Annotated in this window: 20 protein-coding genes; 5 read left to right on the forward strand and 15 right to left on the reverse strand. The window is 72.0% G+C overall.

Going from position 1 to position 20,199, the window contains the following annotated elements; all coding sequences use genetic code 11:
• Positions 1-6 precede the first annotated feature (6 nt).
• The 13 genes from ACYQ77_RS26475 to ACYQ77_RS26535 all read right to left on the reverse strand — a co-directional run bounded on the left by ACYQ77_RS26475 (position 7) and on the right by ACYQ77_RS26535 (position 13,883).
• The gene (locus tag ACYQ77_RS26475; RefSeq protein ID WP_459715917.1) at positions 7-1,884 is read right to left on the reverse strand and encodes an oxidoreductase; all 1,878 of its coding nucleotides are present in this window, start codon (positions 1,882-1,884) and stop codon (positions 7-9) included.
• A complete protein-coding gene (locus tag ACYQ77_RS26480) occupies positions 1,881-2,276 on the reverse strand; it encodes a nuclear transport factor 2 family protein (protein ID WP_459715919.1) in 396 nt (131 codons plus the stop codon). The genes ACYQ77_RS26475 and ACYQ77_RS26480 overlap by 4 nt, the downstream gene beginning before the upstream one ends.
• Positions 2,273-2,734: a (2Fe-2S)-binding protein gene (locus ACYQ77_RS26485; protein ID WP_459715922.1), complete on the reverse strand. Its 462-nt coding sequence runs from the start codon at positions 2,732-2,734 to the stop codon at positions 2,273-2,275. Before ACYQ77_RS26485 ends, ACYQ77_RS26480 begins: the two co-directional genes overlap by 4 nt.
• Complete coding sequence (locus ACYQ77_RS26490; protein ID WP_459715923.1) at positions 2,731-3,510, reverse strand: FAD binding domain-containing protein; 780 nt, start codon at positions 3,508-3,510, stop codon at positions 2,731-2,733. Before ACYQ77_RS26490 ends, ACYQ77_RS26485 begins: the two co-directional genes overlap by 4 nt.
• On the reverse strand, positions 3,507-5,852 hold the full coding sequence (locus ACYQ77_RS26495; RefSeq protein WP_459715925.1) for a xanthine dehydrogenase family protein molybdopterin-binding subunit: 2,346 nt from the start codon (positions 5,850-5,852) through the stop codon (positions 3,507-3,509). The genes ACYQ77_RS26490 and ACYQ77_RS26495 overlap by 4 nt, the downstream gene beginning before the upstream one ends.
• Entirely contained in the window at positions 5,852-6,427 is a 576-nt protein-coding gene (locus ACYQ77_RS26500) for an ureidoglycolate lyase (protein WP_459715927.1), read from the reverse strand. Before ACYQ77_RS26500 ends, ACYQ77_RS26495 begins: the two co-directional genes overlap by 1 nt.
• 11 nt (positions 6,428-6,438) lie before the next feature.
• Complete coding sequence (locus ACYQ77_RS26505) at positions 6,439-7,806, reverse strand: MmgE/PrpD family protein (RefSeq protein WP_459715929.1); 1,368 nt, start codon at positions 7,804-7,806, stop codon at positions 6,439-6,441.
• Positions 7,803-8,609 (reverse strand): ABC transporter ATP-binding protein, encoded by an 807-nt coding sequence (locus ACYQ77_RS26510; protein WP_459715931.1) that lies wholly within the window; start codon positions 8,607-8,609, stop codon positions 7,803-7,805. The genes ACYQ77_RS26505 and ACYQ77_RS26510 overlap by 4 nt, the downstream gene beginning before the upstream one ends.
• Before the next feature lie 22 nt (positions 8,610-8,631).
• Positions 8,632-9,402 carry a DUF4437 domain-containing protein gene (locus tag ACYQ77_RS26515; protein ID WP_459715933.1) on the reverse strand — a complete coding sequence of 257 codons (771 nt, stop codon included), beginning with the start codon at positions 9,400-9,402 and terminating at the stop codon, positions 8,632-8,634.
• Positions 9,402-10,841, reverse strand: a complete 1,440-nt coding sequence (locus ACYQ77_RS26520; RefSeq protein WP_459715935.1) for an FAD-dependent oxidoreductase — start codon at positions 10,839-10,841, stop codon at positions 9,402-9,404. Before ACYQ77_RS26520 ends, ACYQ77_RS26515 begins: the two co-directional genes overlap by 1 nt.
• Positions 10,842-11,891, reverse strand: a complete 1,050-nt coding sequence (locus ACYQ77_RS26525) for an ABC transporter substrate-binding protein (RefSeq protein ID WP_459715937.1) — start codon at positions 11,889-11,891, stop codon at positions 10,842-10,844.
• Between the two features lie 39 nt (positions 11,892-11,930).
• Complete coding sequence (locus ACYQ77_RS26530; RefSeq protein WP_459715938.1) at positions 11,931-12,686, reverse strand: ABC transporter permease; 756 nt, start codon at positions 12,684-12,686, stop codon at positions 11,931-11,933.
• A 378-nt stretch (positions 12,687-13,064) separates the two neighbouring features.
• Entirely contained in the window at positions 13,065-13,883 is an 819-nt protein-coding gene (locus ACYQ77_RS26535; protein WP_459715940.1) for an IclR family transcriptional regulator, read from the reverse strand.
• 76 nt (positions 13,884-13,959) lie between these two features.
• On the opposite strand from ACYQ77_RS26535, the gene ACYQ77_RS26540 reads away from it, so the two are divergent.
• The 3 genes from ACYQ77_RS26540 (at position 13,960) to ACYQ77_RS26550 (ending at position 15,812) form a co-directional block, all read left to right on the forward strand.
• A complete protein-coding gene (locus ACYQ77_RS26540; protein ID WP_459715941.1) occupies positions 13,960-14,622 on the forward strand; it encodes an SDR family NAD(P)-dependent oxidoreductase in 663 nt (220 codons plus the stop codon).
• 384 nt (positions 14,623-15,006) lie between these two features.
• Complete coding sequence (locus ACYQ77_RS26545; protein ID WP_459715943.1) at positions 15,007-15,345, forward strand: ArsR/SmtB family transcription factor; 339 nt, start codon at positions 15,007-15,009, stop codon at positions 15,343-15,345.
• A complete protein-coding gene (locus tag ACYQ77_RS26550) occupies positions 15,342-15,812 on the forward strand; it encodes an SRPBCC domain-containing protein (RefSeq protein ID WP_459715945.1) in 471 nt (156 codons plus the stop codon). The genes ACYQ77_RS26545 and ACYQ77_RS26550 overlap by 4 nt, the downstream gene beginning before the upstream one ends.
• Positions 15,813-15,934: 122 nt before the next feature.
• Here the strand turns inward: ACYQ77_RS26550 and ACYQ77_RS26555 are convergent, their stop codons facing one another.
• Positions 15,935-16,648: a VOC family protein gene (locus tag ACYQ77_RS26555; protein WP_459715947.1), complete on the reverse strand. Its 714-nt coding sequence runs from the start codon at positions 16,646-16,648 to the stop codon at positions 15,935-15,937.
• Positions 16,649-16,778: 130 nt separating this feature from the next.
• Between ACYQ77_RS26555 and ACYQ77_RS26560 the strand changes: the two genes are divergently transcribed.
• Both ACYQ77_RS26560 and ACYQ77_RS26565 read left to right on the forward strand, forming a co-directional pair.
• The gene (locus tag ACYQ77_RS26560; RefSeq protein ID WP_459715950.1) at positions 16,779-17,681 is read left to right on the forward strand and encodes an AurF N-oxygenase family protein; all 903 of its coding nucleotides are present in this window, start codon (positions 16,779-16,781) and stop codon (positions 17,679-17,681) included.
• Positions 17,682-17,685: 4 nt separating this feature from the next.
• Positions 17,686-19,146: an FAD-dependent oxidoreductase gene (locus ACYQ77_RS26565; protein ID WP_459715953.1), complete on the forward strand. Its 1,461-nt coding sequence runs from the start codon at positions 17,686-17,688 to the stop codon at positions 19,144-19,146.
• Between the two features lie 3 nt (positions 19,147-19,149).
• Here ACYQ77_RS26565 and ACYQ77_RS26570 read toward each other — a convergent pair whose 3' ends face one another.
• A complete protein-coding gene (locus tag ACYQ77_RS26570; RefSeq protein WP_459715954.1) occupies positions 19,150-20,199 on the reverse strand; it encodes an NAD-dependent epimerase/dehydratase family protein in 1,050 nt (349 codons plus the stop codon).

A 20,199-nucleotide genomic window follows, 5' to 3' on the forward strand; every position in this document is an offset into this window, starting at 1 on the left:
TCTCCTCTACAGCGCGCGGCCGACGACGTGTGCCTCGGTCATCGCGTCCAGCAGGGTTCTCGGGGCGACGGCGTCGCCGATGACGTGCACGGACAGGCCGGCCTCGGCGAGCGGGGCCGCCAGGTCGTCGCGTGCGGCGGGTGGGTCGAGCGCGACCACGTCGGTCACGTCCGGCACGGTGGTGACGGTGTCGACGAGCGCGCTCGAGATGTGCACGGCGCCGTGGTCGATGGTGGCGGTGGCGGAGGTCCACAGCTGGACGCCGAGGTTCCGCAGCCGTTCGACGGCGGTCATGCGGCTGTACTCGGTGACGCCCCACAGCGCGGTGCCCGCCGCGGTGACCAGGTGCACGGTGGCGCCGCCGCGGGCCGCGGTCTCGGCGACGGACGCGGCGGTCCAGCCGCCGTCGTCGTCGAGCACCAGCAGTGTCCGGTCGGTCCAGGAGGCGCCGCTCAGGACGTGGTGCGCGGTGAGCGCACGGCCCCAGCCGGGCACCTCGCGGGCGGTGTGGCGGGCGCCGGTGGCGAGCACGACCGTGTCCGGCCGCTCGGCGAGCACGTCGGCCACCGTGGCCGGTGTGCTCGTCCGCACCGGGACGCCGAGGTCCGCGAGGCGCCCCTGTAGGTGGGCCCGAAGCCGGTCGAGGTCCCCACGACCCACACCGCGACGACCGATCCGCAGCTGACCGCCCGGCTCGGGCCCGGTCTCCCACACCTGCACGGAGTGCCCGCGCGCCGCGGCCAGGCGCGCGGTCTCCATCCCCGCCGGGCCGCCGCCGACGACCAGCACCCGCCCGGGTTCCGGCGCCGTGCCCGGGTGTTCCGGCCACTCCGCCTCACGCCCGACACGCGGGTTCACCATGCAGGTCATCGGCCGGTGGCCGGCGATCTCGCCGATGCAGAAGTTGCAGGACACGCACGGCCGGATCCGGTGCTCATCGCCCGCCGCGGCCTTGGCGAGCAGGTTCGGGTCGGCGATGTGCGCGCGCGTCATGGCGACCGCGGCGAGCAGGCCGGTGGCGAGGCCCCGTTCGGCGTCGGCGAGGTCGAGGAACCGGCACGCCGCGAACACCGGCGTGCGGGCGCATTCCTTCGCCACGGCGAGCGCGTCGTCGAGGTAGGGCGTGTGGCCCTCGCTCATGTCGGCGACGTGGTGGCCGATCGACGGGACCGTGTACGAGGCGAGGGAGACGTTGAGGAACCCAATGGGGCGGGTCGTGTCGAGCAGGTGCGCGATGCGCCGCCCGGCGTCCAGGTCCTGGCCGCCCACGACGAGTTCGTCGGCCGACATGCGGACACCGACGACGACCAGGTCACCGACCGCGTCGAGCACCGCGTCGAGGACCTCCAGGGGGTAGCGGAGGCGGTTCTCCTCGCTGCCACCGTAAGCGTCGCCGCGGTCGTTGCTCGCGGGTGAGATGAACTGGTGCAACAGGTGGCCGTGTCCGAAGTGGACCTCGACACCCTGGAAACCGGCCTGGGCGGCCAGCTTCGCCGCCCGCACGTACGCGTCGCGGACCTCGGTCATGTCGCGGCGGGTCATGGCGTGCGGGACGTGCCCGCCCGCGGACCACCGGCGGCTCGTCGGACCCCACGCGGCGCCCTCGGCGCGGACGGCTTCGGTGATCTTCGTGAGCACCGGGAGCGCGGCGGGATCGGCGGCCAGGCCGCCGGCGCGGCCCAGGCTCGTCTCGTGCACGCGCAGCGGCTCGGTGATGATCAGCCCGGCGCCGCCGCGGGCCCGCTCCCGGTGGTAGGCGACGTGCCGTTCGGTGGGCAGGAAGTCCGCGCCGAAGTTCGTGGTGTGCGCGGAGACGAACACCCGGTTCCGCAGGGTGAGCCCGCCGATCCCGACCGGCGAGAACACGTGGGGGTAGGCGGTCATGGCCGCCACTCCGGCGCCAGGTCGTCGGTGGTGCGGGCGTCGAGCACGCCGGTCTCGGCGAGGTCGTTCCACACCCACTGCTCGACGATCAGCCCGTCCCGCAGGCGGAAGCGGTCGACGTAGCGGACGTGGTCGAACCGCACGCCGTGGTTGTTCTCGCCGAACAGGCGGCCGATGGAGTAGACGAGCGTGCCGTCCTCGGCCGTCTCGTAGCGGTCGCGGTGCTTGCCGACCGAGCGGTAGCGGCCCTTGCTCGCGGCCGCCAGCTCGTCCAGGCTCCGGTAGCGCTTCCCGCCCGGGAAGACCAGTTCGGCGTCCGGTGCGAGGTGGCGGGCCGCGTCGTCCCGGCGGCCTTCCTCGACCGCGGCGAGGTAGTCGTCGACGAACTTCATTTCCCTGCCGCCTTCCGCACCGCCGCCACGATCGTGTTGTAGCCGGTGCAGCGGCACAGGTTTCCGTTGATCGCACGCAGGATGTCGTCATCGGTGATGTCGCGGCTCGGGTCCGGTGTGGACTCGACGAGTTCCTTCGCGGTGAGCAGCATGCCGGGCAGGCAGAACCCGCACTGGAAGCCGAACTCGTCCCAGAACGCCCGCTGCACGGGGTGCAGTTCCTCGCCCTCGGCGAGGGACTCGATGGTCTCGACGTCCGCCCCGTCGGCCGACAGCGCGAGCACCGAGCAGGACTTGGTGGTCTGCCCGTCGACGACGACCGTGCAGGCGCCGCAGTCGCCGGTGAGGCAGCCGACATGCGTGCCGGTGAGGCCGACCTGCTCGCGGATCGCGTGCACCAGCAGGGTGCGCGGGTCGACGTCGAACTCGTGCTCTGTCCCGTTGACGGTGAGCTTCATGCCGCCTCCTCCAGTGCGTTGGCCACCGAGCGGGCGGCGATCACGGGCGCGATGCGGGCCCGGTAGTGGCCGGGGGCGAGCACGTCGTCCCACGGCTCGGTGAGCACCCGGTCCACGGCGGGCCGCAGCTGTTCCCGCCACGACTCCCGCGCGACCTCGACGGTCACCGGCTTGGCGGCGGCGCCGCCCAGCACAACCTTGATCGTCGGGCCGACGACCGTGGCGGCGGTGACGATGGGCCAGCTGCCCTCGACGAGCTTGAACTTCAGGTAGCCGAGCGCCCCGGTGGGATCCGGCACGGTGATCGCGGTGAGCACCTCGTCCGGTTCCCGCGCGGTGCGGAACGCGCCGAGGAAGAAGTCGGCGGCCGCGACCTCACGTACTCCCCCGGCCTTCGCGAGCCGCAGCCGGGCGTTCAACGCCACGAGAGTCGCGGGGACGTCCGACGACGGGTTCGCGTAGCTCGCCGACCCGCCCACGGTGCCGCGGTTGCGGATCTGCGGACCGCCGGTGATGCCGCGCGCGACGGTCGCCAGCAACGGGACGTCGGAGCGTTCCAGCTCGGTGTAGGTGGTCATCGCGCCGATCACCCAGCCGTCGTCGCCGCGGGTGATGCCCGCGAGCCCGGCCTTGGCCAGGTCCACGACGGCCGCGGGCCGCACCTTGCCGTGCGTCATGTCCGGGACGACCATGGTGCCGCCGCCGACCACCACGGCGTCGCCGTCCGCGAGCGCCGCGGTCACACCGTCCACATCGGAGGGTCTGGTGTATCTCATCGGCGTGCCTCGTCGATCAGGGCCAGCACGTTCGGCGGGCTCAGCGGGACGCCGCGAACGGTCACGCCGAACGGGGCGAGCGCGTCCTCCACCGCGTTCGCGACGGCCGCCTGCGCGCCGCCGACGCCGGCCTCACCGGCGCCCTTGTTGCCGTGCATGGTGAACGGGCTCGGCGTGACCTGGTGGATCATCCGCAGCAGCGGGACGTCCCCGGCGCGGGGCAGCAGGTAGGACTTGAACCGGTTGGACGCCAGGCTGCCGTCGGCTGCGAACACCAGCTGCTCGGACAGCGCGCTGCCCAACCCCATGGTCACCGCGCCCCGCGCCTGGCCCTCGACCAGCAGCGGGTTGATCATGGTGCCGCAGTCGTGGGCCATCACGTAGTCGGCGAGCGTGACCTTGCCGGTTTCCGCGTCGACCTCGACCACGACCGCGTGCAGGCTCGACGAGTACGTCGGGTACGGCTGGATGCGGCCCAGCTCGTCCGGGACGTGGTCGATGTTGCCGGGCTTGTAGGCCCGGGTGGACTCCAGCACCGGCTCGATGTCGCCGATCGCGAACGCGCGGGTCAGCAGCGCCCGGGCCACCTCGGGCACCGGCACCTCCCGGCCGCCGCCGAACGCGACGCCGCCGCGGATGTCGACGTACTCGGTCTCGAGCAGCCGGGCCGCGACCGCGAGGAGCTTGGCCCGCACGTCCCGCGCGGCCAGCGCCGCGGACCCGCCGCCGACGACCATGCTGCGCCCGGAGAAGTTGCCGAACCCGTTGGGACAGCGGTCGGTGTCGCCCTGGACCAGCTCCACCCACTCGATCGGCACGCCGAGCTCGGTGGCGACGATCTGGGCGATGCCGGTGTCGTTGCCGCCGCCCGGCGAGGTGACGCCGGTGAGCACGGTGACCATGCCGGTGACGCTCATCCGCACGGTCGTGGTGTCGAAGCCGGACACGAACGTGCCGGGGCTGTCCGACGACTCGGGGGTCAGCTCGAACCCCAGCCCGATGCCGAGGTACCTCCCCTGCGACCGCAAGTCGGCCTGCCGCCGACGGATCCCGGCGTAGCCGACCGCGTCGAGCGTCTTGTCGAGCAGGCCCTCGAAGTCGCCGCTGTCGATGTTGAGGCCGGTGGCCGTGCGGTACGGGAACTCGCGGACGAAGTTGCGGCGCCGCACCTCGGCCGGGTCCATGCCCAGCTCGCGGGCCACGAGGTCGACCGCGCGCTCCATCACGAAGTGCGCCGCGTCCTTGCCGAACCCGCGTGCCGCGTTCAGCGGCGGCTTGTTCGTGCACACGATGTCGAGGTCCACGCGCACGTTCTGGACCGCGTACCCGGACGGCTGCGTGGTGGCCGACATGTTCGGCATCGCCCAGCCCGCCTGCGCGGTCAGCGCGCCGACGTCGGCGACGATCTCGTTGACCAGCCCGGTGATCCGGCCGTCCCGGGTCGCGCCGACGCGGAACCGGTGGACCTGCTCGCGGGCGCCTGCCATGAGCGTCTCGCGCCGATCCTCCACCCACTTCACGGGCGCACCCGCGAGCAGGGACAGCAGCGCGACCAGCGTTTCCTCGGGGTGGCCCTGCATCTTCAGCCCGAACGAGCCGCCGACCTTGGCGGTGATCACCCGGATGCGGGACTCGTCGATGCCGAGGCTCACGGACAGCATCCACCGCAGCTGGTGCGGGTTCTGGCAGGACGCGTGCACGGTGAGCTGGTCACCCTGCCACGACGCGAGGTACCCGCGTGGCTCGATCGGCGCGGTGGTGGTGCGGGCGATCCGCAGCTCGCCTTCGACGACCACGTCCGCGGCGGCGAGCGCGGCGTCCGGGTCGCCGGAGCCGTACCGGTTGTGCGCCACCACGTTGCCGGGCCAGTCCTCGTACAGCCGGGGCGCGTCCGGTGCCATCGCGGCCCGCGCGTCGAGCACGTGCGGCAGCACGTCGTACTCGACCCGCACCAGGTCGGCGGCGGCCTGCGCCTCGTGCCGCGACGCGGCGACCACGGCCGCCACCGGCTGTCCCACGTGGACGACCTTGTCGACCTGCAGGCACCGGATGTCGGTGCGGTTGCCGCCGCGCGCGGCCGGGTCGATGAAGTACGGCACCGGCCCCGCATGCTTGGCGGCCTCCGCACCGGTCAGCACCAGCGACACGCCGGGCGCGGCCTCGGCGGCGGACGTGTCGATGGCGACGATCCGCCCGTGCGCGACCGTGCTGCGCACGACGACCGCGTGCAGGAGCCCCTCGGGACGGTGGTCGTCGAGGAAGGTCGCGCGGCCGGTCAGCAGCAGCGCGCCGTCCCGCTTGCGCGGGGACGAACCGATGCCGGCCTGGACGGGGGTCGTCATCACGGCATCGCCACCCGCAGGCGCTTTCCGGTGCGGTACACGGGGTTGCGCTTGTCCACGTCGAGCTTGTGCACCTCACCGTTGCCGTCCACAGCGGACTGCAGACCGCCGGTGACGCCCGGGGTCGAGGTGATGAAGAACTTCTGGCCGTCCTTGGTGGGGAACGGCGGCTCGTGCCAGGTGCCGCGGTGGATGTTGAGGATCACGTCGCCGGGCACGAGGAACGCGCGGATCGAGGAGAAGTCCGGGAACCCGTCCACGAGCGGCGCGTCCGGCGGGGCGACGACCGAGACGAACGGGTCGCCGTTCAGCGGGATGAACGTCTGGGTCATGCCGTGGTGGCGCTCCATGTACCGGATGTCGCCGCCGCGGTAGCCGACGCGGAACAGGATGAACTCGGGCCGCTCGTCGACCTGCAGCACGACCGGACCGTGGATGGCGTTGAGGCCGCTGTACAGGTCGATCGGCAGCTTCGGGGTGTCGTCCAGGGACACGACCTCGCCGAACGGGGCGAACGCCTCGGCGGTGACCGGTTCCGGGGTGATGGTGAAGATGTCGGTGTCGATGTCGGTCACGGGATTCTCCTTCACGGGCGCGTGGCCAGCGGCGCGGTCAGGTCGCGCACGGGCATGGCCTCTGGCGGGGCGAGCAGCAGGTCCGCGGTCTGTTTCGCGATCCGCTCGCCGAACGCGCTGCCGACGTAGCCGTCGAACTTGGCGCGGAGCTGCTCGCGGGTGAGCGGGGCGCGGCTGTCACCGGCCGGGACGTCCACGGTCTTCGTGTACGTGGCGCCGTCGGCGGTGGTGATCGTGACGCGGGTGGCGGTGTACTCGGGGTACCGCGCCTCCAGGTCGTCGGCCCGGCGCAACCGCACCAGGTCCGCGACGCGCAGCACGGCCGGGTCGGTGCGGCGGGCCTCGTCGTACTGGGCCCCGGTCACGTCGCGGTCGGCGATGGCCGCGCCCACGACGTACGGCAGGCTCAGCGTGCAGGCCACCGTGGACGGATCCGCGCCGACCTGCCGGTCCACCAGCAGGAGCGCGATGTCGTAGGTCTCGACATCCACATCGGTAACGGACGCGGGGTCGAGGTCGTGCTCGATCGCAAGCTCCACCGCGGCCTGCCCGGCGCCGTGCGTGTGCCTGCACCCGGCGAACCGCTTCTGGTGCACGTCGAGGATCGTCCACTCGCGACCGAGGTCGTCGGTGGTGTCGGTGACGAGTTCGCCGCCCAGCACCGCGACGAGGCCGCGCGGGTGCTCGACCACCTCGCGCCAGCCGGTCAGCCCGGCCGCCGCGTGCTGCGCGCCCTCGACCCCGGCGCGGGCGAGCTGCCCGGCGAACGCGGGCTTCGCCGACGGCCCCGCGAAGATCGACTCGATCAGGACGGCCGGGGCGAAGAACGCGGCCGCGCCGATCGCGTCGGCGATGCCGTCCTCCGCGAGCCCCAGCAGCTTCGCGCAGCCGGCCGCCGCACCGAAGGCCGCCGCGATCGGGAACCAGCCGGCCTGCGTGGCACGCGGGTGGGTGGCCCGGCCGATGCGATCGGCGACCTCGTACGCGACCACCGCCGCGGTGAGCAGGTCACGCAGGTCCGCGCCGGTCTCCTCGGCGACCGCGAGCAGCGCGGGCAGCGTGTGCGAGGGGTGGAAGCCGCCGAAGCGGTAGCCGTCCTGGTGTTCGAACACGTCCGCGGCGGCGCCGTTGCAGAAGGCCGCGTCCGGTGCCGGGGCGGAGAACCCGGCACCGAACACGGTGGCGACCGGGCGCCCGCCCCGCGCGCGCACCAGGTCGATCATGGCGGACACCTCGGGTGTCCGTGCGCCGCCGACCGCGGCGCCGACGAAGTCGGTGAGCAGCGCGCCCGCCTTCGCCGCGACCGCCGCCGGCAGGTCCGCATGGGACAGACGGGCCGCGAACGCGGCCATCGCCCTGGTCCGGGGTACGGCCGTCACGCGTGGCCGCCGAGCTGCTTGCGCAGTTGCCCGACCATCTCGCCGAAGCGCGGGTCGCCGGACACCGCCAGGTCCCGCGGCCGGTCGAAGTCGACCTCGATGATGTCCTGCACCCGCCCCGGCCGCTGCGACAGCAGCACGACCCGGTCGGCGAGGAACACCGCCTCCGAGATCGAGTGCGTGACGAGCACGATGGTCTTGCCGGTCTCCAGCCACAGCCGCTGCAGCAGCAGGTTCATCGAGTCGCGGGTCATCGCGTCGAGCGCGCCGAACGGCTCGTCCATCAGCAGGATCGACGGGCGGTGGATCAGCGCGCGGGCGATCGCGACGCGCTGCTGCATGCCACCGGAGAGCTGCTTCGGGTAGTGGTCGAGGAAGTCCTCCAGGCCGACGAGCCCGGCCAGCTCCTCCGCCCGCGCCTTCCGCTCGGCACGGCCGATCCCCTTGGCCTCCAGGGGAAGCGCGATGTTGCGCCACACCTTGCGCCACGGCATCAGGTTCGGCGCCTGGAACACGAAGCCCAGCTCACCCAGGGTGTCGCGCGCCGGCTTCATGTCGCGGCCGGTGAACAGCGGCTTGCCGCCGATCTCGATCGTGCCCTCGGTGGGCGAGATCAGCCCGGCGAGCATGCGCAGGAGCGTCGTCTTGCCGCACCCGGACGGGCCGAGCAGCACGACGAACTCACCCGGCTTCACCTCGAGGTCGGTCGGCAGCAACGCCTGCACGGGACCCGCGCTCGCGGCGTAGGTCTTGCCGACGCCCCGCACGGAGATCGCGTCCCCGGCGATCACGTTCTCGGTCATCGCACTCTCCCGGGTCGTGCTCTCAATCGACATACGCCTGCCTCGCCAGCTCGTCCCATGCGCCGCCCGGCGCGGGATCCCGGTACTCGGTCGTGGTGGTCGCGTCGGACCGGATGAACGACATCGTCCCGCCGCGCGAGTAGAGCGGCCCGTGGAAGATGCCCGGTGAGCGGAAGAAGTACGAGCCCTCCCGCATCACGCCCCGCGCACCCATGAGGACGTCGCCGTAGATCTTGTACGACTCCTCGTACACCGGGTGCGCCTCCTCGGACTCCGAGCGCCAGCCCGGCATCATCGCGGCCAGGTAGATGTAGGCGCGGTCGTCCTTGCGCAGTGTCTTGAGCATGGCGCCCGGCCGCAGCTCGACCTCACCGCTCCACGTCGCCGGTGTCCACTGGAGACGTTCGGTGTGGGTGACGGTCACGGCGTTCCTCTCGCCGTCGCCGGGGCCGAAGGCCGGCGGGGCCCAGAACCCGCAGTACAGCACCAGCCCGCGCACGCCGGGCACCAGGTCCAGCTCGGCGCCCGCCGCGACGTGCACGTAGTCGTTGACCTCGATCGGCTCGCCGTTCAGCACACCGCCGCCGGACAGCACGTAGATGTCGGCCTCGGCGGCGAGCACGCCGCGCTGCGGGTCCACCACCCGCTGGACCGCCGTCTCGGCGCCGTCCGTCAGGTCACGGCTGAGCACCCGCTTGCGGCCGCCGCCGAGGAAGCCGAACTCCCCTTCGGCAGGCCGCTCCCACGGCACGTCCGCGCTGTCGATGAAGTCCACGTCGGACCGGTTCCACATCACGCACTCCCCGCGATCCGGCGGCCCAGCAGACGCCCGAACGACAACGCGGGCGTCACGCTCATGCCGCTGACGAACGACTTGCCCGACAGCGTGCTGCCGCCGAGCACCTCCCCCGCCGCGTACAGGTTTTCGATCGGCCCGGCGCCGCCGACGACCCGCAGGTCCGCGTCGACGACCAGCCCGGCCGGGCTCTTCAGCGTCGAGCCGTGGTTGCGCACCGCGTAGAACGGCGGCTGTTCGATCGGCAGCGGCAGGTGCGTCCGGCCGAGACCGTCCACACCGGACGCGACCGCCGCGTTGTACTCGTCGACCGTCTTCCGCAGCCCGGCCGGGTCGATCCCGGCGCGTTCCGCCAGTTCCTCGATCGTGTCGGCGGTGGCGAACGACGGGTGCGTGGCGAACGCCTCCGCCAGGTCCTCCTCGGCCCAGGTCGGGAACAACGCGGGCGCCTTCTGCCGCACCGCGAGGTCGTAGACCACCCAGAACCGCAGGCCGGGCTGGTCGAGCAGCGCGTTCTCCCGGACGTCGACGCTGTCGGCGTCCTCGGCGACGAACCGCTCGCCCCGTTCGTTGACGTGGATCTCCCACGGCTGCCGCGACTGCGGCGTGAGCTGCGGGTAGTCGTCGAGCGGGACCGTCTTCGACGGGCTGTCCGGCAACAGCACACCGCCGTACGTGGGCAGGAACAGGTCGCCGCCGCGGGTGCGGGCGCCGAGGTCCAGCGCGGCCAGCATGCCCGTGCCGGTCGACGTCGGCGCACCCGGACCGACCAGCGGCGCACCGCCGGTGAGCTGCGGGAACAGCTCCGCGTTGCCCGAGTAGCCGCCGCTGGTCAGCAGCACCGCGGCCGCGTCGAGATCGGCGCGGGCGCCGTCCGGGCCGAACACCGTGACCCCGGCGACCCGGTTCGCCCCGTCGGCGCGCAGCGCGGTGACCGTCGTGTTCAGCAGCAGCGTCACCGACCCGTCGGCGCACGCCCGCTCGAACCTCGGGATCAGCACCTCCAGCACCGACAGCCCGCCGCGCACGCCCCAGTAGGTGCGGGGCAGCCGGTAGGGCTCGTGGAAGTAGAGGATGGCGGGCGCCGCCGGGTCCATCTCGAACCCGGCGGACATCAGCCAGTCCACGGTGCCCGCCGCGTGGTCGACGGCGAGCCGCACCAGCGCCGGGTCGGCGGTGTTCTTGCTGATCCGCATGACGTCGTCGAAGTGCAGGTCCGGGCTGTCGTCGATGCCGCGCGAGCGCTGCAGCGCGGTGCCCGCCGCGGACAGCTGCGCCCACGACCGCCACAGCGTGCCGCCCACCTGGTCGGCCTGCTCGACGACGGTGACCCGCAGCCCCTGCCGCGCGGCCTCGATGGCCGCCGGCAGGCCCGCGGTGCCCGCGCCGACGATCAGCAGGTCGGCCTTGTCGGTGCCGTTGATGTCGTCACCCACTCAGATCTGGTCCACGAACTGGGTGGTGACGAAGTCCTCGATCGGGCGCTTGGTGTCCTTCATGATCCCGGACTTGCGCATCAGCTCCACCGCCGACTCCCACGCGGGCATGTCGATGGAGAGGTAGTCGCCGGACGCCGGCTTGCAGATCACCGGCTGCGCCTCGACCTTGAGCTTCGCCAGCTCCTCGTCCTGCACCTCGACCTTGTTGAACGCGCCGACGGCGGACAGCACCTTCTCGAGGTTCTCCGGCTTCTCCACGAACTGGTAGCCCTTGCGGGACGCGCGCAGGAAGCCGGTGATCGCCTCGGCCTCCTTCTGCACGTCGGCGACCTTCACGAAGTAGGAGTCGCCCGGCATCTTCGCGAACTCGTCGGTGTTCAGGTAGTGCAGGTCGATCTTGCGCTGCTTGAACGCGGACTCCGAGCCGATGTAGGTGATGAAGCCGTCGACCTCGCCGCGGTTGAGGAACTCCAGCGAGCCGACGTCGGCGCCGGTGACGACCTTCTTGACCTTCTTCGGGTCCAGGCCGACCGCGACGGACATCGCGTCGAGCAGCAGCTCGGTCGATCCCCCCTTGGAGATGACGCCGATCGTCTTGCCCTGCCACTGTTCCGGGTGCGTCAGCGGGTTGTCCGGTTTGGACGCGACGCTGTACTGGGACTTCTGGTCGCCCTGCGCCACCGTGATGATCGTGGCGCCGGTGTCGGCGATGAGCGGGCAGGTGTTGATCGAGGCCGCCTTGCCGACCAGGCCCTGGTTCGCGGAGACCTGCGACACGGAGCTGGCCGTGCCGCTGCCGCCGACGACGTCGACGTTCAGGCCCTCCTCGGCGAAGTAGCCCTCCTGGATCGCGACGTAGACGTCGGCGTAGTTGATGATGTGCTGGAACGGGGTGATGAACGTGGCGTCCTTCGCGTTCGGGTCCGCCGCGGCCTGGTTGGCCGAGTCGTTCCCGGTGTTCGGCGCGCACGCCATCAGGAAGCTGCTGCCCGCGGCGGTCGTGACGGCGAAGAGGCCGCTGTTGCGCAGGAAAGAACGTCGATCCATGTTGCCGGACTCCCGGTTTCTGGTGGGTCCACAGAGGACTTAGAGGCTGGTGGCACGCCCGGACGACTCGTGCCAGGGGATCGCGAACCGCCGGATGCCCGCCACCACGGCGTAGAGCAGGAATCCGAGCACGGTCATGATGATCACGACGGCGAACAGCTGGTCGGTCCGCAGCGCCGCGAGCATGACGGTGGCCAGGGCGCCGAGGCCCTCGTCGCCACCGAGGTACTCACCGACGATCGCGCCGGTGATCGCGAAGACGATGCCCAGCTCGATGCCGGTGAGCACGGCGGGCAACGACGACGGGATGTCGAGCGAGAGCACGCGCTTCCACCACGGCGCCTGGATGACGCGCATGAGGTCGCGGTGGCCCGCCTCGATCGAGCGGATGCCCAGAATCGTGTTCTGCATCATCACGAAGAAGCTGATGATCGCGGCCATGAAGATCTTGGACGACAGGCCGAAACCGAACCACAGCAACAGGAGCGGGACGATCGCGACCTTCGGCACGACCTGTGTCGCCACGAGGAACGGCGAGAGCACCCGTTCCAGGGAACGCATCTTGCCGAGCAGGATGCCGAGCGCGACACCGACGACCACCGCGATCCCGAAGCCGACGATCGTCTCGTAGAACGTCACGTACATGGCCTCGTAGATCATCGAGTCGCCGAGCAGCTCGACCAGCGCGGTCCACACGTGCTCGGGTGGCGGCACGATCAGCTCGCTCACGCCGGAGACGACCGTGTACAGCTTCCAGAGCCCGATGATCGCCACGAAGATCACCGGCGTCGTCACCCACAACAACCAGCGGGGACCGTGCTCCTTGCGCGGCGCACGCGGGGCGGCCGGAGACTCGGATCGGGCTGGGGCCTGCGTCGCACTCACCATGCGAATGTCCTCCACGGGATCCTTGGACGCTCGCCCTGTATCGCTAAGCGGAACGCCGTAACGGATGCCGGTATGCTAGGTGCGCGTTCGAACGACGGTCAAGGCATCGCCGCGGCAAAATGCGGATGAACTCATTCGTTACCCACCGTGCGCAGGGTGGCGAGCGCGCAGTGTCACGGGGACAGTCCTCATCAGACCGTCGGAACTGTCCTCACTCTGTCCTCACCGGACACGTGAGCGGCGGCCGGAACACGGCCGTGACGTGGATTCCTTGCGGGTGAACGATCAGGCGCCGGTGCGCCGGTAACCCAGTCCGGTCGAGACGGCGGCAGCGGCCTCGGTGACGAGGGTGCCGTACTCCTCGATCTTGTCGTCGCTGATCCGCCCGACCGGGCCACAGATCGACAACGCTCCGTAAACACGACCGGTCGCGTCGAACACGGGCGCCGCGACGGAGCCCGCGTCGACCTGCCGTTCGCCGCGGCTCACGGCGTACCCGCGCCTGCGGATCTTCCGCAGCTGCTCCTCGAGCTCCTCGCGGCTGGTGACCGACACGGTCCCGGCGAGCGCGCGGTCGAGGTACGCGGCGAGTTCGTCCGGCGCGAGCGAGGCGAGGATGGCCTTCGAGGAGCCGCCGACGTGCAGCGGGAACAGCTGCCCGAGCGGCACGGCCATGCGGATCTCCTGCGGCGAGAGCACCTGCGCGAGGTACATCCGCTGGTCGCCGTAGCGGGCCGAGAGGGTCGCGGTCTCGGCGGTGGCCGCGACGAGCCGCTCCATGTGCGGCTGCGCGATGCTCGGGACCTCCATGCGCGCGAGCGCGGCCAGCCCGACGCTCACCGCGCCGGGGCCCAGCCGGTACCGGCGGGTGCGCTCGTCGACCAGGAAGAACCCGCTGGCCACGAGCGTCCGCACCACCCGGTGCACGACGGTCTTGCTGTAGCCGAGGGTGCGCGCCAGCTCCGACACCCCGACGTCCGGCTCCGGCGACTCCGCGACGGCGAAGATCACCTTGAGCGCACGGGTGATGCCGCTGCTCGTCTCGCCGTCCTCGCTGTCCGCGGACGGCGCGACGGGCCCACGTGTCACCCGCTCAGCCGTCATGCCGACGGATTCTAGGTGATCACCGTGAGCCACGACACGGCGCGCCCCGGGCCGGTTTGTGCTCAGAATGCGGGGCATGGGTACGACAACGCTGGTGGTGGGCGGCGCGGGCGGCATCGGCGGCGCGTGCGCCGACTGGTTCCGCGCCAGGGGCGACGAGGTCGTGGTGCTGGACCGGGCACTGGGCCACGACGCCGCGGACCCGACGGCGGTGGCCGCCGCCCTGGCGGACGTGCCGTCACTGGACGTGGTCGTGCACGCCGCGGGCTCGGTCGGCAAGGGCGGCATCGAGGACCTGGACCTGGCGGAGTGGCACCGCGTGCTGAACGACAACCTCACGTCGGCCGCCGTGGTCACCAGCCAGGCGCTGCCCAGGATGGCGGCGGGCGGCTCGGTGGTCCTGTTCAGCTCGGTCAATGGCAGACACGGCGGGAACGAACTGTCGGGCCCGGCGTACGCGGTCGCCAAGGCGGGGATCATCGGCCTGACCCGCCACCTGGCGAAACACCAGGCCGGCCGCGGTGTGCGGGTGAACTGCCTGGCCCCGGGCCCGGTGGCGACGCCGATGCTCGACCGGCTGACGGACGAGGAGATGGCGGACCTGCGCGCGTCGATCCCGCTGGGCCACGTGACCGACCCGGCGGAGATCGCGGGCACGGTCGGCTGGCTCTGCTCCCCCGCGGCGGCGTCGATCACCGGCACGGTGATCGACGTGAACGGCGGCATGTGGATGGGCTGACCTCCCGACCCGATCGTTGCGCTGGGGTTGAGGAAGGACCCTTCGTTGCGCTGGGGCTCATGAAGGGCCCGTTCATCACCAAGCGGAAGCCGCCCTTTCGGAAGGCGACAAGGCCACTCCGTGGCCGGGCGGCGAAGCCGCCCCTGGCACCGAAGGCGCGAACACCCACCCCGTCGAGAAGCCGAACGCATGGGCTACCCCGGAAAGGTTCGGCGGTGGTGGCGGACATGGGGCGGCCCCGGACTGAGCCGTCAACCTGGAAGGCACCCACACCACCGCCGCGCCCATCCCCACCGGTGTGCGCACCAAACCCCAGAACCACGGCACCCCGCATCCGACACTTAGCCATTGCGCTAACTGTCGCGGCACGCAATACTTAGCCGCATGGCTCAGTATTCGGCGGTGCTCGACGGGGTGTTCGTCGCGCTCGGGGATCCCACGAGACGTGCCGTGATCCGGCGGCTCGGACGCGGGCCGGCCACCGTCGGCGAGTTGGCACGTGACGCGCCCATGACTCTGCCCTCCTTCATGAAGCACGTCCGTGTCCTCGAGTCCAACGACCTGATCCGCACCGAGAAAACCGGACGGGTGCGCACCTGCGTCCTCAACCGCGAGCGGCTCGCGCTCGTCGAGGACTGGCTCGCCGAACAGCGCCGCATCTGGCACGACCGCACCGACCGGCTCGAGCGGTTCGTCACCGCCCACGACGAGGAGACCCCGTGAATCCCGATCTCGACCTCGCCATCTCGCGGCTCATCCGCGCGCCCCGCAAGACCGTCTGGGACGCCTGGACCGACCCCGCCAGCCTCGCCCGGTGGTGGGTGCCGGCCCCCGCCCACTGCCGGGTCGAGCGGCTCGAGGTCCGGCAGGGCGGCGCGTTCGTCACCCGGGTCAGCGACGACGGCACCACCTTCGCGCCGCACCTCGACGCCTGCTTCCTCCTCGTGGAGCCGTTCGAGCGGATCGTGTTCACCAACGCCGTCGACAGCGGGTGGCGGCCCACCAACCCCGAGCCCGTCGGGATGACCGCCGAGATCGTGCTCGCCGACCACCCCGACGGCACCGACTACCGCGTCGTCGTGCGGCACGGGGATCCCGCGAGCAGGAAGCTCCACGCCGACCTCGGGTTCGCCGACGGCTGGGGTGGCGTCACCGGCCAGCTCGCCCGGCTCGTCGAGCAGGCGCCGTGACGGTCACCGTCGCCGGGTCGTCACCCTCGACGGTGTCAGCCTGGGGCGGCTCGCGGACCCGGCGGACCTGCGGAGGCGTTCGCCCGCGACCGGCCTGCGATCACCGATCCCCGCGACCCGCACTAGCTGGTCAGGCAGAACGGGTGCCCGGCCGGGTCGGCGAACACGCGGAACGTCTTCTCGTCGCCGGGTAACCTGGTCGCGCCCAGCTCCAGCGCCCGCGCCTCCCCCGCGTCGAGGTCGTCGACGAGGATGTCGAGGTGCGCCTGCTGCGGCGCGGCCGGGTCCGGCCACCGCGGCGGCGTGTACTCGGCGACCTGCTGGAACATCACGCTCTTCCCGCCGTCGGCGATGAGGGCGCCCTCCGGCCCCTCGTACGTCACCTCCATGCCCATCAGCGCGGCGTAGAACCGGGCGAGCCCGATCGCGTCCGGCGCGTCGATGGTCACCGCGAACAGCGTCATCTCCGGGCCGACCCCCTCCTTGCGGCAGAGGTCGAACGGGTGCCCCGCCGGGTCGGCGAGCGTGATCCAGTGCTCGCCGTCGGCCAGCCGGGTGGCGCCGAGCTCCTCGGCCCGCTTGGCCGCCGCCTCGTGGTCCTCGATGAACAGGTCCAGGTGGAACTGCTGCGGCAGCTCCTGCCCCGGCCAGCGCGGCGGCACGTGGTCGGGCGCCTTCTGGAAGGCGATCTCCTGCCCGTCGCTCGCGCGGATCGTGATCCAGTCGCCCACGTCGCGCACCGTCTCCCACCCGGTGAGGGCGGTGTAGAACTCCGCGAGCCCCTTGATGTCCGGCGCGTCGAACGCGGCCAGCTCCAAACGTCCTGTGACAGCCATGCGGGCATCATGCACCCGACCACCGACAAAAACGGTTCGCGCAGGTCAGGACGTCTCGCGTGGGTGCACAAGTTCGTGTTACTGTTGGTAACAGTAAACGGAGGTAACAGGCGTCATCAGGGAGCTTCCCATGACCACGATCGACACGCACGACCAGGCCGGCCGCCAGTCGACGGCACGCAGGTTGCTGGACTCGGCGGAGACGCTGTCGTACGACCCCGCGCGGGAGGTCGACTGGGAGACACCGCTCGACACCGGCTACCACGGCACCAGCCCCGAGTGGAGCACGCTCTACGGCACCCCGTACTGGGACGAGATGACCGAGGAGCAGCGCCGCGAGCTCACCCGCCAGGAGGCGGCGTCGGTCGCGAGCACCGGGATCTGGTTCGAGATGATCCTCCAGCAGATGATCCTGCGGGACTTCTACGCGAAGGACCCGACCGACCCGGCCTTCCAGTGGGCGCTGACGGAGATCGCGGACGAGTGCCGCCACTCGATCATGTTCGCGCGGGGCGCCGCGAAGCTCCGCGCGCCGGCCTACCGCCCGAAGCGGCACGTCATCGAGCTCGGCCGCGTGTTCAAGGCGGTCGCGTTCGGCGAGGCCGCGTACGCGGCGATCCTCGTCGCCGAGGAGGTCCTGGACGTCATGCAGCGCGACTGGATGCGGGACGAGCGGGTGGTGCCGTTCGTCCGCACCATCAACAACATCCACGTGGTCGAGGAGTCGCGGCACATGAAGTTCGCCCGCGAGGAGACCAGGGAGCGGCTGCGTGGCGCGGGGTGGCTGCGCAGGCAGGTCAACGCGCTGGTCGTCGCGATCGCCGCGTACCACATCGTCACCAGCATGTGGAGCGACGAGGTGTACGCCAACGCGGGCCTGGACACGAAGCGGGCGCTGCGCGAGGCGAAGGCCAACGAGCACCACAAGTCCATGCTGCGGTCGAGCTGCGCGGGGCTGATGGAGTTCCTCGACTCCTGCGGCATGCTCACCAAGCCCGCGACGCGCTTCTACCAGCGCGCCAATCTCATCTGACGCCATGGCGTTCGCGATCACGCAGACCTGCTGCAGCGACGCGTCGTGCGTCGCCGTGTGCCCGGTCAACTGCATCCACCCGGCACCGGACGAGCCGGACTTCGGCACGACCGACATGCTCTACGTCGACCCGCGCACCTGCATCGACTGCGGCGCCTGCGCGGACGCCTGCCCGGTCGACGCGATCTTCCCCGTCGACGCGCTGACCGCGGCGCTCAAGCCCTACGCGGAGCTCAACGCCGGGTACTACGCGGACAAGCCCCCGGCGACCACGAACCCGGCGCCGAACTTCCACGCGTGGGGCCCGCCGACGTTCGACCGCGTCATCCCGTCCGACCTGGCACCGCTGGACATCGCGGTCGTCGGCACCGGTCCGGCAGGCATGTACGCCGTGGCCGACCTGCTGTCGCACACCAACGCGACGGTGACGCTGATCGACCGCCTGCCGGTGGCGGGTGGTCTGGTGCGGTTCGGGGTCGCGCCGGACCACCCGTCGACCAAGCGGATCGGCGAGGTCTTCGCCCGGTTCCACACGCACCCGAGGCTGCGGCTGCGGCTCGGCGTCGAGGTGGGCCGGGACGTGACCGCGGGCGAGCTGGCCGACCGCCACGACGCGGTGATCTACGCGGTCGGCGCCGCGGGGGCACGCGACCTCGGCGTCCCCGGCGCGGACCGGACCATCGCCGCGACGACGGTCGTCGGCTGGTACAACGGCCACCCGGACGTGCCCGCCGACGCCGTGGACCTGTCCGCGGAACGGGTCGTCGTGGTGGGCAACGGCAACGTCGCCGTGGACGTGGCACGGGTGCTGACCACCGACCCGGCGGCGCTGTCCGGCACGTCGATCGCACCGCACGCGCTGGCCGCGCTCACCTCGAGCAAGGTCCGCGAGGTCGTGCTCCTCGGGCGCAGGGGGCCCGGGGACGCGGCGTACACGGCCCCCGAGCTGCTCGCGCTCACCGGCCGTCCGGACGTCGACCTGGTCGTCGACACCCACGACCCCCGGGTCGCGGCGGCGATCGGGGCGGGCGGGAAGGCGGCGCTGCTGCGGGACGTGCGGCAAGAGGCCGTCGACTGGTCGGCGCCGCCACCGCACGAACGGCGGCGGATCGTGCTGCGCTTCCACTCGGCGCCCGAGGCCGTCGTGGGCGACGACGAGGTGCGTGGCCTGCGCGTCAGCGATGGCACGGAGATCATGACCGGCCAGGTCGTGCGTGCCGTCGGCTACCGGGGCAGGCCGGTGCCCGGGCTGCCGTTCGACGACGCCACGGGCACGATCCCGAACACGGCGGGCCGGGTGCGGGCGGGCACGTACGTGGTCGGCTGGATCAAGCGCGGCCCGAACGGCGGGATCGGGGCCAACAAGTCCTGTGCCGCCGAGACGGTCGGCGCGCTGCTCGAGGACGCCGCGGCGGGTCTGCTGACCCCGAAACCCAGGCCACGCCGCCGGTTCCGCCGCGGCTGAGCCTCACGGCTTGCTGCCGGCGCCCGTGAACAGCTCGTGCAGGCGGCCGCCGGGGACCTTCGGCGCGAGCGGCGGCGTCGGCATCCCGGCGCCCTCCCGGAACCCGGCCACGAACTCCTCCAGCGTCGACACGGAGTCGTGCCGCGGCGCCCAGCCCAGTTCCTCCCGCGCGCGGGTGCTGTCCATCAACGGCATCCGCAGCACCGCGTCGAACAGCTCGGGCGCGGCGGGCGCGAGCCGCAACCGCCACGCCGCCACGACCGCGGCCCGCACCGGCCACACCGGCATCCGCACCACACGGGCGCCCAGCACCTCGGCCAGCACGTGCGCGTCCACCACGGGGTCGGCCGCCAGGTTGAACGCGCCCCGCACGTCCCCCAGTGCCGCCAGGCGGAACGCGTCCGCCGCGTCGTCGGTGTGCGTCACCTGCACCCGCAGCCCCGGGATGTCCGGCACGACGGGCACGAGGTCCACGGCCCGTTTCGGCAGCAGCGGCCCGGCGAAGAGCCGCCGCTGCTCGCTCGCCGACTCGCGCCGCACGAGGAACGCGGGCCGCATCCGCACCACACGCATCTCGGGGTGGCGGACCTCGAACGCGTCCAGCACGCGCTCCACGTACGCCTTCTCCCGCGTGTAGGCGCCGGTCGGCCAGCTGTGCGTCGGCCAGCTCTCGTCGACCGGGTGGTCCTTCGGGCCCGGCGAGTAGGCGCCGACCGACGACGCGTACACCAGCGCGGGCACCGAGTTGCGGGCGGCGGCCTCGAACACCCGGACGCTGCCGAGCACGTTCGTGCGCCACGTGACCTCCGGGGTGCGCGCGGGGTGGAATAGCCACGCCAGGTGGATCACCGCGTCCGCACCGGCCATCACCGCGTCGAGCGCGTCCGGGTCGTCCTCGCCGACGTCGGCGGTGACCCAGCTCAGCTTCGGCGCCTGCCACTCCGGTTCGCGGCGCACGACTCCCGCGATCGCACCGACGCGTTCGTCGGCGGCGAGTGCCCGCACCACCGCGGTGCCGACGTTGCCGCTCGCCCCTGTCACCACGATCCTCAT

Source organism: Actinophytocola sp. KF-1 (assembly GCF_054661535.1).